This is a genomic window from Flagellimonas olearia (assembly GCF_004150225.1).
Lineage (GTDB): Bacteria > Bacteroidota > Bacteroidia > Flavobacteriales > Flavobacteriaceae > Flagellimonas > Flagellimonas olearia.
Window position 1 is genome coordinate 303,739 of record NZ_ML142909.1, and the last position, 16,082, is coordinate 319,820.

The window sequence follows — 16,082 nt, forward strand, 5'->3', positions numbered from 1 at the left end:
GATGAAGAGTTTGTTGGCGTTTGTGTTTTGTCTTTTTGGAATCAACCTGATTGCTGCCCAATTGAGTTTACCAAGTTTCTTTAGTGACCATATGGTCCTTCAAAGGGATAAACCTATTCATTTTTGGGGCAAGGGTACACCTGATATGCTGGTGCGTGTACAATTTCTAAGCCATACCAAACAGGCGAGAGTGGCCAAAGACTCTACATGGAGTGTGTATTTTAAGGCACAAGATGCGAACAATCTACCTGGGGCCGTTCATATTTCCCAAGGACGGGAGAAAATTGTTTTGTCCAATATGTTGATTGGTGATGTGTGGCTTTGCATAGGACAATCCAATATGGAATGGCCCATGGAAAAGGAGATGCACTTTGAGGAAGAACTCAAAAATATTGGCCAAACTTCGTTACGGTTCTACAATCCTACGTATGCGGGTAAGAATGTTTATAACAGGGTTTTTAGCGATTCCATTGGGAAAAGGTTACAGGTTGATAGGTTTTATGAGGGCAACTGGCAATTGAGCGACAGCAGTACCATAAAAACAATGAGTGCGGTAGGCTATTATTTTGGAAAAAAGATAGCCAAAGAAGAAAAAATACCCATTGGGTTGATCAATTTGGGCATTGGGGGAGCCCCTTTGGAAACCTTCATCAGCCTAACGACCTTAAAAAATGATCTTCAGTTTTCCGGGAAGACCAGAAAAGATTGGATACATAATGACAACCTACCTGTTTGGATACGGGAAAGGGCAACTCAAAATACCAAGACCGCAGCAAATATACCTTCCGATAGTTTGGGACCAAACCATGCCTATAAGCCTGGGTTTGCCTATTCTGCAGGAATAGAGCCTATGTTGGGGATGCCCATAAGGGGCATAATTTGGTATCAAGGGGAGAGCAATGCCCAAGAAATTGAACGCGTTCAAGAATATGCCGATTTGCAAGAACTAATGATTTTGGATTATCGGGAAAAATGGAGAGCACCCCAAATGCCATTTTATTGGGTACAGCTATCTTCCATTGATTCAACACAGTACAAATCACAATACTGGCCTCTTTTTCGGGATGAACAACGTAAAGCATTGGAGAGAATTAAATATGTAGGGATGGCCGTGTCCAGTGATATTGGGGAGAGGAACGATGTTCATCCCACCAATAAGAAAGATGTGGGAGAGCGTTTGGCCAGATGGGCCTTAAAAGATGTGTATGGCCATGATGTAATACCTTCGGGACCGCTTCCCAAAAAAGCCATTTATAAAAATGGCCAGGTTATCGTGTCGTTCAAATATGGTCATGGACTTTCTGTAAGCGGCGGGCAATCCATTAAAGGTTTTTCTGTGGACGGAAAAAGCCAGATAGAAGCTTTTGTCGTGGATGATAACATTGTGATACCGGTTTCCAAAAGACCTGATTTTTTATATTATGGATGGCAACCATGGACAAAAGCCAATCTGATCAATTCTGAAAAACTACCAGCGTCCACATTTAAGATTAAAGTAGGGAGTACTGACAAAAATTAACTTTGTTGTTCACAGTCATATTATTTGTTGATTTTAATCAAAGGAAGGTCAAAGATTGATAATAGGAGACCAATTACAAAATTGGGAATCTATTTAGTTGTTTTCTAGGTGGATAGAGGACTTTTTAGCGTTCTGCCACAATCTCTGGTATTCATAAGGCCTCAGAGAGTTTCTCCTTCCGAGACTTATTTTTTTGCAAACATCTCATTACCTAACGTTTTTTAACTCTTCTTGGTGAGATTTGAACATTTTTAATGCTGGTGATTCTATGTTAGATTTCTTCTGTAATCAGAAACACTTTTGAGGCTCTAAAAACAGCTATTTTGAATAATTTTTATTTGAAATAATCAATCTAAATTTAGACTTGACAATGCATTATATGACAACTTCTCATTTGCCATATAATGCATTCAAAAGTTAAGGTTATTGGAAATTGGATATATACATTCCATTGTACATATTTATTACGGTTATATTTGAAAAATATGTTTTTGGTTTTTCAGAGGAGTCTCAAAATTTAAATAGATGAAAAATCTTAATTTAATATTTTAACCAAAAAGAAATCTGTGAGAATGATAAGTTTTGTTGATTCTTAAACTTTTACATATTCTTTCTAATATTGCCAATGATTGATTTACTTCAGAAGATAACCTTGTTCAACTTCTTACTTTTCACTGTGCTTATCTGGTATCATAGAAAAAAGTTGGATGATGCTATTTTTATCTTTTCTTTTTTTCTTTTGGGAAAGGGAATTACTTTGTTGAGTAATTTATTATTGGAAGGTTCAATTTTTTCGGGGAATGGATTTGCTTTTTATAGTGGTGTTTTATTGAACTCTTTTTTACTCTTCTACGCGCCTATTTTGTATTGGTTTACTTTGAATATTGTTCGGTCCGGGGTCTCAATTAAAAAGTTCATCCTACATTTTGTACCGTTTTTCATTTTTACCATACTTAATGTTATACTGGTTATCTTATTGGTGATAGGTGTTCGGAATTCTGGTTTTGAAAGCTTTTTAATGCTTAGGAATAATTTTCAATCCCTATACTTCTTACAAGTTGTTGCTTATACCGGTATATCTTTTTGGACTGTCCATAGAACTGAAAAACGCAATCCAAGTTTTAATAAAATGTTGAAATGGTTAAAACAGGTGCTCTTGTTGTTTTTGGCCATTTGGGTTCTGTTTTTTTCAAGCTCTGTGTTGCAAAACAATTCAACCTTCTCAGAAATACTGACATTGATAGGGGTCTTTTTTTTACTGTTGCTATCCAACGCAACCATAGTTTTAATGTTAAGTAGCCCCGAGGTTTTTTACAACAACTTGTCCGTTAAGTTGAAGAAAGAACCCAACAATGATGTCATAAATAAGAAAGTCTACAACAGATTATGTGACCTCATGGTAAATAGGGAGTTGTACAAAAACGCAGATTTAAAAATTGGCGACCTTTCTACTGCATTGGGCGAATCCCCCAGAAATGTTTCCAGCCTAATCAATAATTTTTTTAAAGGCAACTTTTATGATTTTGTAAATTATTATAGAATAGAAGAAGCCAAATCACTTTTAAAAAATGGTAAAGACGATATGACCATTTTAACGATACTATATGAATCCGGATTTAACAATAAATCCGTTTTTAATGCAGTGTTCAAGAAAATGGTTGGTGAAACACCATCCGCCTATCGAAAAAACCATATTACCAAACTTTATGGCTAGTATTTTTTACAATCTTTTCTTTTAAACTCCCTGTTAAAGTCTCTTAAAAGTAGGTAAAGATTTTTGCAGCTGCAGCTATTCGGACGACTTGAAAAGCTAAAACCGGTACGTTTGCTTCCAAATTAAAAATGAATTAAAGCAGACTGTATGATACGTTTATCTTCCATTTGGGCTTTTCTTTTTGTATCAATTATAGGGTCATATTCCATCAATGCCCAATCACTTAAGCGAAAAGGACTTTTAGGTGTCATGATGCAAACCTTGAACGACAGTATTGCGGCCCAACATAACCTTAAGGTCAGCTCCGGAATACATATTATCTCCGTAATGCCCAATTCCACTTTTTCAAATTTGGGTGTGGAACAGGGTAACGTGTTAACAAAACTAAATGACAGTTCGGTGAATGATGTTCAAGACGTTCTGGATATTACGGCACAATTATACGAAGGAGACCTGTTGGAAGTGGAATATTGGTCAGGCGATAAAAGGATGAGCAATTCTACCCGTCTTCTAGGAAGACCAAAGGAAAACTTTGAAAGCGGAAGTGTCTTTTACGATGAGGTGGTTTACGAAGGTAATACCCTAAGAAGCATTTTAGTGACACCTAAACACAAGTCGCAGCCACCAGTGATTTACTTTCTTCAGGGATATACCTGTGGTTCGGTAGAAACCGTATCCAACGATGCCCCAATGAAAAAGTTGCTGCTCGATTGGGTAAATGCTGGCTTTGCCGTGTACAGGGTTGAAAAACCGGGTGTGGGCGACAGTAAAAGTGATAGGCCATGTTCTGAAATAGGCTTTGAGGAAGAATTGAAGGCATTTAAGGAAGGATATGCGGATTTATTGAAAAAAAACAATGTGGACACCAATAATATTTTCATGTTCGGACACTCCATGGGAGGAGTGATAGCTCCACTCTTGAACGAAGTAAAACCACCTAGAGGAATCATTACCTATGGCAGCGTTGGTAAAAACTGGTATGATTACATGATTGACCTCTATACCAAACAGCCCAAGCATTTTGGGGTTTCCGAGGCACAAATTAGGGAAAACAACAAAATCAATCTAAAGTTCAATGACGATTTACTGATTCACAAATTATCAGGAAAGGAAATGGCGGAGAAAAAAGAATACGCTTCACAATTCAACCTGGACGACCTTGAAAGAGGCCAATATATTGGGCGTAATTTCAAATTTTGGCAAGGACTTGTTGATGTTGACATCACAAAGGCCTGGTCTATGGTAAAAACAAATGTCTTGGCCATGCACGGCGAATTTGACATTCAGGCAATAGATGAAGAAGGAGCACGCATAATAGCTGATTTAGTCAACAAAAATAGCGGTAAGGGAACTTTTTTATTGATAGAAAATGCAGATCATGGTTTTGTTAACTTCAATTCCATGGAACATAATGTCCAGACCCTTTCCGGTGGAAATATGCTATCCTATGCTAGTGAAAACTATAATGCCGAAATAGCCAAGAAAAGTATTGAATGGATGCGAAATAAGCTTAAATCCTAGACCAATGAGACTTAAGTTTTTGGTTTCTCTAGGCGTACTTTCTTTTTTGTGTACAAGTAAGTCACAGGAAATTGATTTGAATCTGAAGAAGGAGCAATGGAAAGAAGATTAACAGTATAACATGAACATAAAGAAGCTCTTTTCCACAATCCTGACACTCCTTTTTATAGGTATCTGTATGTGCAGTGCACAAACCGACTCTGTACTGGTTTGTGACGTCAAGTTCAAGAACCAAAAATTTAACAACCCACATGCAGGCAGTGGATTTCTGTTGGAATATGATGGCAAGGTGTATGCATGTACTGCCAAGCATGTGCTGTTTTTTGCAAAGACCGATAGCATGAAAACCATAAGTTTTGGCGGCAAGCTCAAATCTTGGGAGTTTGTTTCCAAAAAGAATGAAAAAAACAAAGTTCATGCAGGCAAATTAATCAATGAAAACCCAAATGAAGCCATAGAAATGCCTCCAAAGGGAGATTGGCTGGTTTTTGAAATTCAGGGAGATGTACCAAAAGACATTATTATCTATTCGCTGCGGGAGAAACCTTTGAATAAAGGAGAGAAAGTCAGCTTTTTAGGCTATCCCTATAACACCACAAAACCTGTAAATGTGGTTGGTTCATTGATAGACTTCACCAAAGAGGGCAATTTAAGCTTGGATGTTCCCAAAGGAAATTATGCCGGGTGTAGCGGTGGACCGGTCCTGGATACGAATGGCAAGTTGGTTGGATTGGTATCTATGGGGTATTTTGACCAAAAGGAAAACAAAATGGTTTTTGAACCCTCCTCTTCAGATAATTTTAAAGCTTTGATTCAAAGTAAAGAAAGGCGTACTACTGGATGTGCCAAAACTGAGTTTTATTCAAACCTGGCGGGAATTATCTCACCAAATATGGAATACTTGGGAAGGGGAAAGATATCGATGGAAGAAGCCATGGCATTAAAACATTATCGGTTTGCCTATAATGGGAAAGAAGAATTACTGAGCATCCAATATTTCGATAAAGATCAACCAGACAACGATAGCTATTATGGCACCCATGAGGTCAGGTACGTTCACCATGAGGACAGGCTCATTAGGTCTTACCATGATGTCCGGGGTGAAAAATCCGCTGCTTACAGACACTATTATTTGGGGGGTGATATACACAAAGAAGTTTTTCAGTTGGATAAAAACAATAACAAGACCTTTTTAGTCTTAAGGGATTCTTTGGGCAACCAGATTGAAAGCGGAATAGGTACTTACCTATTTGAATTTAAAAGAATTGATGACAGGACATTTGTTCAAAAGCAATTCAAGAAAAACGGAACACCTAATGTGCTGACTACGTATTTCCCTTTCCACAATGCCAAAATTTCTATATCTGAAAATGGTTTTTTAAAGTCAATTGTAAATGTAGATGATAAAGGGAATCCTATTCTGAGCCTAGATGCCGGGTATGCATCAGTAGCTTTTGATTTTGATGAATACGGAAATGAACTCGGTTGGTCGTTTCATGATGTATCCGGCAATTTAGCAAATAGAAAGAATCATTTGAACATGGACTACCGTTTTGCAAAAGTGGCGTATACCTTCAATTGGAAAAATAAAAAACTGGGGTTATACAATGGTTTTAAAGAATCCTACTTTGATATGGAAAATAAACCTGTTGAAAACGACAAAGGGGTTAATTCAATTCACTATGAATATGACCAAAATGGAATTTTCTTGAACATGACCAAATATGATTTAAATGGTGAAAAAGTTGAATAATAGTGATTCAAAGATGAATCCAAAACATAAAGCACAGCGTCATTAAAAGAACAAAATGCTTTTTGAATCATCCTAAACCATACATTTTTTCAATCAATATTTAAATCGGAAAACCTAGATAAACACTTGAATTAAAACTAAAATGAGAAAACTATTCATCGTTCTGACAACAATTTTTTATCACAAACATTTATAGCAGGATGGGTGAGCCTTTTAGATTGATTGTGATAAAAAAGTAAAAAATGAAAATTCAATATTTGATAAATGTTTTTTTGCTGATGGTCGGTTGCACCAATACTGATGATGTCTTTCAGCAGTACGCAACCGTGACCAAACCTGTTAAGTTGGGATTGGGCCATTTGTCCGTTGACTCAGTTCAGTGGAACAACGTCTACGTGTCAAAAACCAGGGAACTGTATTTCACCAAAATGGAAAAATCAACATCTGCTATATATAGGATGAAATATCAAGATGGTATTTTCCATGAACTTGAAAAAATAGATTTTCCGGCTGAAGCTTCGCATTCAGATGCTTATGTGAATCCAGAGGGAAACCTTATGCTGTTTTCTTCATTAATGCAAGAGCAAGAAAACGATACGGTCAAAGATTGGAATATATGGAAATCCGTCAGAAAAAATGGCAAATGGCAACAACCAGAACCATTTTTTGTCCAAAATTTGGAAGGAGACCAATTCTATCCCTGGATGGCAGAAAGTAAGAACCTCTATTTCTCTATCAAACCGAAGGGTTTCAATAACAGTGATCTGTACATATCAGAATATGTGAACGGAACCTATAAAGAACCAAAGGCACTCCCATATTATATCAATTCCCTAAAATTGGAAGGAAATGCCTTTGTTGCCCCTGATGAAAGCTATTTGGTTTTTGCCGGATTTGAACGGGACCAAAACTTGGGAAAATCGGATTTATACATCAGTTTTAACCAAAACGGTAGATGGTCTTTGCCCATCTGGTTGGGTGCAGATATCAATTCTGAAGGATATGACGGAAGTCCATTTGTGACACAAGATGAAAAATACCTGATTTTTACCAGTAGTAGGGGCAACAGTGACGAGAATATATTTTTCAACCATTACATAGTCTCATTTGATCTCAATAAATTTTTGGAAAAAGAAAACTCCACCCCCCATTCTGGAACGGTCCCAGTCAGATTTCAGGTAGGTGCCGTTACCACGGAAAATGTGGAGTACGGTGGAAGTATTTCATCGAACAACGATGCAATCTATTATACAAAAGCCTCTTCCGATTTTAGGGAACGACAAATTACCGTAAGCAAAATTGAGGACGGTATATTTTTAAAACCTGAAAGTGTTGTAATAGGAGGGAAAGTGTATACCGATGCGAGTGATGCCCAGATTTCAGAAGACGGCGCATACCTCTATTTTAAAATGAAAGGTGGAGTACCAAAAGACCTACATAGAAAAGATGGGAACATTTGGCGAAGCAAACTAAGCAATGGGGCTTGGCAGGAAGCGGAGATGCTTCCCGAAGAAATCAATTCAACCTTAAATGAATATTATCCGTTGCGGACACGAAGTGGAAATATTTATTTCAGCCGGGAAGATAAGGATGAAAACTATGATATCTATGTTTCAAGATGGGTCGAAGGAAAGTACCAGAAGGCAGAACCTCTCCCAGATTATATAAACACCGATCTATTGGAATCTGATGCTTATGTTTCACCAGATGAATCCTTCATGATCTTTGTTAGAATGTATGCGGAAGGAGACCTAGGGGTATCTGACCTTTACATTTCGTTTCAGGAAAATGGAATATGGGGAAGGCCCAAAAATATGAGGTCGTTGAACAGCGAAGGAGTGGACGGAAGCCCATTTGTAACACCAGATGGTAAAAAGTTGTTGTTCACTTCCACAAGGGATTCCGATAACCCAGAAAATTTTGATGGCCATTTGGACATTTATGCCGTTCCATTTAATGCTGAGGATTGGAGGTAGTAAACAAAATGGATTAAGGCACATTTAACTTTAAAAATAACTGTACATGAACAAAAAACACAATCTTTTTTGGATTCTTTTTATACTTCCGATACTGACTTTTTCCCAAAAGCAGGATTTTGGAACAATAGAGAAAGAATTTTTGGATGCTTTTGAAGTATTGGACATACCTGATTTGCAGGTCAATTATGTGAACATGCTCCAGGATGTTTCCGAAGAGAAGGATTTGGCTAAACAAGAGACCTTTTTTAAAGGGATGCTTGAAAAAATAAATAACATTGATAGTTCCAAACTAACAGATCATCAATGGATCAATTATGAAATCATCAATTATGAAATCAATTTAAATCTCGAAAGAATCCATTTGGAACAAAATTGGAAAAAGGTTGATCTGGATGATACCAAAAGTATTTACACTGTCCCCAACGGAAAAAATTGGTATAGCTATCTCTTAAAACGTTGGGTGGATGCTGAGGTGAAACCGGGAGAACTATTCAGTTTTGGATTGGAAGAGATAGCAATGGTGAAGTCCAATATGAAACGGTTACAGAGCGCTTCAGGATTGTCCGAGGAGGAATTTCAAGAATATTTGGGGGACCAGGATTTTTATTTTGAAAACCCGGAAGACATTCAAAAAGCATTTGAAAAAATCAAGGAAGAGGTTGGGGCACGCTCAAAGAATCTTTTTCCGTACATCTCAGAAATACCAGAAGTTGATATCGCTAGAAGCAGCAACCAAAATATGGTACAAGTTCCCGCTTATTACAGCAACAACACTTTTTTCTACAATGTTTTCGATAAACCGTTCAATAAAAGGCAATTGGGATGGTTTTATGCCCATGAGGCCATACCGGGGCACCATTATCAATCTATGGTCAACAACATAGTTGAGAGAACCCGGATACAACAACTTTTTTGGTATCCCGGATATGTCGAAGGCTGGGGTGCATATGTGGAACATTTGGGTAATGAATTGGGAATTTTTAAAACCATATATGACGAGTACGGTAAATGGGAATGGGATCTGATCAGGTCCGTTAGGGTTTGTCTTGATGTTGCGTTAAACCACTATGGTTGGTCCGATGACAAGGCCCTTGCATTTTGGAAAGAACACATTAAAGATCAAGATGATATTGGTGTTCGGGAAATTAACAGAATGAAACGTTGGCCAGCACAGGTAATTACCTATAAATACGGGTCAAAAGTATTTTTGGGACTTCTCCAAGATGCAAAGTCAAACTCTGACTTTGACTTTAATACCTTTCATCATGAGGTATTAGGGCATGGGGACATACCTATTAGCATTATCAAAAAAATGATGAAGAAAAAATAAAACTCTTATTTGAAAACTGGTTATTGCAAAGGCAACGTTTTATCCGTTTTTATGGTTATACCAATAAGTTAGAAACAATATGACGTGAAACTATTGGCACATGAAAAGGATACTTATCATCTTCATGGCATTTGGAATGCTTTCTTGCAATCCAAATAAAGAAATTAAAGAGAGAATAAAAACAGGAAACTTTATTGGAATAATTAAAAACGGCAACTTTTCCGATAATATTGGTTTTATAATAGAAAAAGACTCTGTCAGTTTCAAGGTTTTCTTTACGAGCTAACAGCAAAATACCATCGAATTCCGTTTCAAGATGTTGAATTGAAAGGAAATTCAATAAATTTTAAGTTGCAAAGTGATTTTTACGCATATTCTTTCAAAAACAAATGGCTAGATAATTATAGCAAACCTCAGGGTCTACTTATAGTTGATACCATAAAGGTTCCGTATACATTGGAAAAGGATCTTTTTGATAATCGTAAGGCTCCAAAAAGTGAAGATGTTGGTTTTGTGTCCGGTGGATCAAGTCTTAATGGAACTATTTGGTATCCTGATAACAGTAAAGGGAACCCCTTATAATTGTGACTTCTTCTGGAAACTCAGACCGAAGTGCTTCAGGTGCGGAGGCCATATTATTTGCTCAAAGAGGGTTTACCATATTTCATTATGACAAAAGAGGAACTGGTAATTCCGATCTTGAATTTAAGAAACCTATAAGGTGTCCTATTTTTGTCCAATATCCACAAAAATCACACTAACGATACGGGTTTAGTGATTTGTTTCTAATCTTCGTTAAGTTGAACCCCTATTTCTATATATGTCAATAGTAAAGCATTAACAAAAAGTAGAACTTATAGCAGTATTTTAGTTGTAATATGGTCATAAACCTAACCTGTTCTTCTTTTTTTGAAATAACTATCGCTTAAGTACCCCTACGTAAATTATGTATATAGGTGCGTATTTTATTTGATTCTACATGGATATAACTTGCGGCGTGAAAGCATAAAGACTTTTTCACATGCCCAAATCAACGCTTCAATCACTACCGATTGTACTAGTCCTATTTATGTTATGTTCAGCAAGCCTGATCGGACAAACCGTAAATCGACCCCATACCTCTATAGGAGACTTGATCAATAGCGAATGGACTCCATTACCCTACGAAGGGGGAGGGCATTCACGTACCCGGGCCACCATGGACGGTTATTTGCCAACATTGGAAGACGGGGCGGTAGCCGTAGAGTTCATCCTTAAAGGAGGCGATGGCGGACGTGCCACTTGGCAAGGTTTGGTGGCGCAGAAAATAGGACAGGGCGGGGAAGGGGGCACCGTACGGTTTACCTTGCCCATTACCAGTGAAAATGCAGGAGACCGGCTCCATTTTTTTATAGGATCTCGTGGAGAATCCGATGCTCATGATGTTGCCGCCAGCGGTGGCGGTGGCGGGGCTACGGCAATAACCCCATACAACCAAGCTACAAATCCCATAGCAATTGCTGCCGGTGGTGGTGGTGGAGCGGCAATCGAAGCCGTGGTTTCCCATGGGTATGGTGGTGGGATTGCCAGGGATGGAAAAGATTCTTGTGGAGAAAATGGGAGGGCAGTTATCCCCCCTACTGATTGGGGAACAGGTGGAGGTCCTACATCAGGTTACTATGGGGAGGAAGCAGGACAGAGATTCTTTGTATTTTCAGGTGGAGGAGGAAGACTAAAGGAAAGGCCAGTAAGTAGTGAATATGACATTTTTAAAGAAGATATTGTAGGGAAATCACCATATAGAGGAGGTGCAGGAGGATATCATCCACCTACGGAATTATATAGCGGAGATTGTTCGGGAGGGTTATTTGATCCTACATGTAAAAAAACAGTAATTAGGGATGTCAATCGAGGTGGTGCGGGCTGGGCCGGTGGCGGGGCCGGTTCGATATTTTATCCACGTAATGAATTTGCAGAATGTTCAAATCAGTTTCTAGGTAAAGGAGCGGCAGGCGGCGGAGGCGGCGGTTATTATGGTGGCGGTGGTGGCGATTTGGAGCGTGGTGGCGGCGGTGGAGAGTCATTTACTTTCACGGATGCCATTAATGTGGTAAGAACAGAAGGAGGAACGACTAGTAATCCTGTTACCGGTTATATCCGATACAGGGTCATTTACGATGAACAGCCTCCTGTGGCGGTTTGCAAGGATATTACAGTGTCTCTTGATCCTGAGAATCCTTTATTTGCAGATGGTTCTGTCACCATAACTGCGGCTGATATAGATGCAGGGTCCACGGATAATATTTCCATAGCTTCTATGTCCCTATCACAAACCACCTTTACCTGTGATGATGTTGGTACCGTCCCAGTTACCTTAACGGTTCTTGATGTAAGGGGCAATGAGGCTACCTGTACGGCCAATGTAACCGTAGTGGACAATACCCCTCCCTTTATGCTTTCGATGACCAATTTTATTGAAATGGGACATAATACTTCTGTGGAACTTACACCACAAGGCCCTTTCGATATTTCGGATAATTGTGGAAGCTATACCGCTGTAGCCAGCACGCGTACCGCAACCTGTGCCGATATTGGGACCAATGTATCGGTTCCCATTGAGGTAACCGACCAATATGGGAATACGGCTACCTATAATTACATTTATCAAATCAGCAAGGATACGCCTCCTATCGTGAACACGAAACCCGTTACCATTTATCTGGGTGCCAATGGGGGCGCAACCCTAACACCTGAAGATATAGACGATAACAGTATAGATGCCAATGGCTGTTACACCACATTTACCAGAACATTGAGTAAAACCAATTTTACCTGTGCCGATGCGGGAACGCATACGGTTACCTTAACGGTCAATGACGGTTATAATTCGGTTTCGGCCACAGCCACGGTTACTGTGGTAGATCCCTATGATCGCGGTTCAGGTGTCATTTATGTGGATGAACAGGCCGCGGGGGCAAACAATGGAACCTCGTGGAACGATGCATATACCGATTTACAGGATGCACTTGCCCTCTCTGCCAATTGTGGTTTAACCGAGATATGGGTGGCCCAAGGCACCTACAAACCGGGAGCTTCAGAATACGATTCTTTTGTCATTCCAGAAGGGGTTACCCTTTTGGGAGGTTTTACCGGAAATGAAACTTCCTCCGATCAAAGAGATTGGAATGCGGCTCCGACCATCTTAAGTGGGGATATCAATGGGAATGCATTGGCAGATACCGGGGACAGTCATACCATTTTGACCGTCTTACAACCCAATGTGATTGTAGATGGATTCATTGTCCAGTATTCCTATGCGGACGATCCTTCGGACAATAGTGAAGTGGGTATTGGCCGAACTGGGGGAGGTCTTTATATAAATCAAAATGCCAACTTTTTACTGAAAAATAGCATACTACATGATAATATAGCCTTCAGTGATGGTAGTAATGGTGTGGGAGGTGCTTTGATCAGTTTTACCGGGGACACCAAATTGATAAATTGCTTGCTCTATAATAATAATGCGACCACTGCCGGAGGTGCTGTATCCTGTGAATCCGGTGAAGTTGAAATTATAAATTCCACCTTGGACAATAACACTTCGACCATGGGGGGAGGTATCCATTTAAGCGATGGGGGCTTGTTGGTTGTGAACTCCATACTTTCCAATAATACCGGCACCAATGGCCATATCAACATGGTTGGTGGTTTTGGACGGATGTATAATTCATTGATCTATAACGGAGATGTTTCGGGCGGTGTGACACAGGCCCGTAATTTGACTTCAACCCCTGAATTTGAAGATGCAGCCCAATATGATTTTAGATTAAAAGCTAGTAGCCCTGGTATAAATACGGGGAGCAATAATTTTGTGGTATCGTTAGGAGCACCGGAATCTGCAGTCGATTTGGCCGGAAACGAGCGTATTTATGATTATGCCAATGGCGGTACAGTGGATATGGGCGCCTATGAGTTACAAGACATGGCTCCCGTGGCCATTTGTCAGGATATTACAGCTACTCTCGATTCAAACGGTAGGGTAATTATAAGTCCAGAGGAAATCGATAACGGCTCTTATGATCAGGATAGTGAAATAACACTTGCCCTTGATGTTACTGAATTTGATTGTTCAACCTTAGGAATCAATCAAGTGGTATTGACCGTAACCGCAGATAATGGGGTCAGTTCGCAATGCATCGCCACGGTCACCGTGGTGGATACCATGGCTCCAATACCCAACTCGGCAAACCTTCCGGACATTGTCGCTGAATGTGGGGTCAGTGAACTGTCACCGCCTTCTGTAATGGATAATTGCAGCGCCACGGTCATTATTTCCCATGATGCTATATTGCCTATGACCCAACAGGGAACCAAGGTAGTGACCTGGACCTACGAAGATGAAAATGGCAATACAAGTTTTCAGACCCAAAATGTGATTATTGAGGACACCACCCCTCCAGAATTGATTTCAGAAATGGATTTGGACCTCACGGTATATTGCAATCAAGTACCGGAAATACCCAATCCGGTTTTTGAGGATAATTGTGATTTGGAAGTTCAATTTGAGTATGGCCAAAACGAGACTGTTTCAGGTGAAGGATACCAGATAGAGCGTTACTGGACAGCCACTGATTCCAAGGGCAATGAAACACACATTGAACAAAACATCACGGTACTTCCCACACAGATAAGTGTTGATGAAAACATTTCGGTCTGCAATACCCAAACCCGTTTGGATCTTTATGATAGTATAGAGGGTGAAGCAGGGAATGGAATCTGGGAATCCCAAAGTAATGGGGTTGGTTTAAACGGCTCGGTAATCGATCCATCGGTCATGGGTATGGGAACTTACATTTTCACGTACACGGAGCAAGCCGGAATGTGTGCCAATCAGGTTGTTGTTGAAATAAACGTAGAAGATGGTTGTGACATGGATGGGGAGTTACGAATAGAGGTCTCCAAGGTGCTTACCCCAAATGAAGATGGGCATAACGATTATTTCATTGTTGGAGGCTCCGATACCTATGGAGAAAAAATATCACTAGTGGTTTTTGATCGTTGGGGCCAGCAGGTCTACAAGTCAGAAGATTATAAAAACGATTGGAATGCAACACAGGGCAATAACCCATTGTCCTCGGGAACTTATTTCTATGTGATACAGGTTTTACATACCAAAATAGGGCCCATCAAGGGCAGTATCTACATTGGAACAAAATAGGATTAGGATGAAGAAGTATGTCATTTGGATTATGGTAGGAGTTTTGTACCCAGGTATTGCTTTTGCACAACAGGCCCCACAGTTTACACAGTACCTGTACAATCCAGTCAGTATTAACCCCGCATTTGCAGGAAGTACACAGAGCTTTTCGGCGATTTTGATGCATCGTTCCCAATGGACTGGTTTTGATGGAGCCCCATCTACCCAAATATTTTCGGTACATACGCCTTTACGGAATGAGAAGGTAGGGTTGGGCCTTTCCCTTGTAAGCGATAGTTTGGGCGAAGAGAAATTTGATTATTTCTATGGAGATTTCTCCTATACGTTACAGGTAGGTGGGGCTACGCGTCTGGCCTTTGGGATAAAGGCAGGTTTTACCCATTATTCCTTGAACCCTGGACTTTTGAATAACCCCGATGTGCAAGTGGACCCCTTTTTCAATTCATATTCGGATAGTTGGTCCCCAAATATTGGGGTGGGAAGTTTTCTGTATGGAAAACAGTGGTACATGGCTTTATCGGTACCGCAACTGTTCAATGTTGATTATATAGCAAATACTGATTCATCCTATAGGATTGCGGAAAGCACCAATTTATATTTCACGGCTGGATATGGTTTGACTCTTGCCCCATCCATCGAATTGCAGCCAACAACCATGTTTATAGTGACCAATAGCACCTTGGTTTCCATTGATGTGGGAACCAATGTTACGTTTTATGACCGATTCATGTTAGGAGCCAACTATCGTTTTAACAGTTATGATGCAGTAGGTGGTCTGGGAAGTCTTAGGATAGGGGAAAAGCTGAGGTTGGGGTATGCCTATGAAATTCCGGTATCAGGGATTCGACCATATACAGGAGGTACACATGAGTTCTTTTTAAGATATGATTTTATTTCCAACATTTATTGAGACCAAGGACGATTCATCATAGATATTGAAAATGTTGGGTATACTGGAATGTGTAAAGCGAGATATTCGTATATCTCCCTAAAAAAATACGTAATAATGGTATTTTTATGGCTGTGAATAAATCTCCCATACCCATACTGATATTGTTTTTTTGTTTGG

Annotated in this window: 9 protein-coding genes; all 9 read left to right on the forward strand. The window is 39.6% G+C overall.

Annotated elements, in window-relative coordinates:
* The first annotated feature begins 1 nt into the window (after window position 1).
* The gene (locus DN53_RS10335) at window positions 2–1,519 is read left to right on the forward strand and encodes a sialate O-acetylesterase (RefSeq protein WP_129654199.1); all 1,518 of its coding nucleotides are present in this window, start codon (window positions 2–4) and stop codon (window positions 1,517–1,519) included.
* A gap of 1,288 nt (window positions 1,520–2,807) precedes the next feature.
* Window positions 2,808–3,233 (forward strand): helix-turn-helix domain-containing protein, encoded by a 426-nt coding sequence (locus tag DN53_RS17935; protein WP_165357363.1) that lies wholly within the window; start codon window positions 2,808–2,810, stop codon window positions 3,231–3,233.
* A gap of 147 nt (window positions 3,234–3,380) precedes the next feature.
* The gene (locus DN53_RS10345; protein WP_129654201.1) at window positions 3,381–4,754 is read left to right on the forward strand and encodes a serine aminopeptidase domain-containing protein; all 1,374 of its coding nucleotides are present in this window, start codon (window positions 3,381–3,383) and stop codon (window positions 4,752–4,754) included.
* Window positions 4,755–4,875: 121 nt separating this feature from the next.
* Window positions 4,876–6,507 carry a trypsin-like peptidase domain-containing protein gene (locus DN53_RS10350; RefSeq protein WP_129654202.1) on the forward strand — a complete coding sequence of 544 codons (1,632 nt, stop codon included), beginning with the start codon at window positions 4,876–4,878 and terminating at the stop codon, window positions 6,505–6,507.
* A 242-nt stretch (window positions 6,508–6,749) separates the two neighbouring features.
* Window positions 6,750–8,483: a PD40 domain-containing protein gene (locus DN53_RS10355; protein WP_129654203.1), complete on the forward strand. Its 1,734-nt coding sequence runs from the start codon at window positions 6,750–6,752 to the stop codon at window positions 8,481–8,483.
* A gap of 46 nt (window positions 8,484–8,529) precedes the next feature.
* A complete protein-coding gene (locus DN53_RS10360; protein WP_129654204.1) occupies window positions 8,530–9,816 on the forward strand; it encodes a DUF885 domain-containing protein in 1,287 nt (428 codons plus the stop codon).
* Between the two features lie 100 nt (window positions 9,817–9,916).
* Window positions 9,917–10,102, forward strand: coding sequence for a hypothetical protein (locus DN53_RS10365; RefSeq protein ID WP_129654205.1), 186 nt, complete (start codon window positions 9,917–9,919; stop codon window positions 10,100–10,102).
* 783 nt (window positions 10,103–10,885) lie between these two features.
* The gene (locus tag DN53_RS10370; RefSeq protein WP_165357365.1) at window positions 10,886–15,013 is read left to right on the forward strand and encodes a T9SS type B sorting domain-containing protein; all 4,128 of its coding nucleotides are present in this window, start codon (window positions 10,886–10,888) and stop codon (window positions 15,011–15,013) included.
* 7 nt (window positions 15,014–15,020) lie between these two features.
* Window positions 15,021–15,923, forward strand: a complete 903-nt coding sequence (locus DN53_RS10375; protein ID WP_129654207.1) for a PorP/SprF family type IX secretion system membrane protein — start codon at window positions 15,021–15,023, stop codon at window positions 15,921–15,923.
* Window positions 15,924–16,082: the final 159 nt, after the last annotated feature.

Coding starts and splice junctions, on each gene's coding strand:
- DN53_RS10365 (WP_129654205.1), top strand. CDS start 9,917: ATGAAAAGGATACTTATCATCTTCATGGCATTTGGAATGCTTTCTTGC.
- DN53_RS10335 (WP_129654199.1), top strand. CDS start 2: ATGAAGAGTTTGTTGGCGTTTGTGTTTTGTCTTTTTGGAATCAACCTG.
- DN53_RS10350 (WP_129654202.1), top strand. CDS start 4,876: ATGAACATAAAGAAGCTCTTTTCCACAATCCTGACACTCCTTTTTATA.
- DN53_RS10360 (WP_129654204.1), top strand. CDS start 8,530: ATGAACAAAAAACACAATCTTTTTTGGATTCTTTTTATACTTCCGATA.
- DN53_RS10345 (WP_129654201.1), top strand. CDS start 3,381: ATGATACGTTTATCTTCCATTTGGGCTTTTCTTTTTGTATCAATTATA.
- DN53_RS10355 (WP_129654203.1), top strand. CDS start 6,750: ATGAAAATTCAATATTTGATAAATGTTTTTTTGCTGATGGTCGGTTGC.
- DN53_RS10375 (WP_129654207.1), top strand. CDS start 15,021: ATGAAGAAGTATGTCATTTGGATTATGGTAGGAGTTTTGTACCCAGGT.
- DN53_RS10370 (WP_165357365.1), top strand. CDS start 10,886: ATGTTATGTTCAGCAAGCCTGATCGGACAAACCGTAAATCGACCCCAT.
- DN53_RS17935 (WP_165357363.1), top strand. CDS start 2,808: ATGTTAAGTAGCCCCGAGGTTTTTTACAACAACTTGTCCGTTAAGTTG.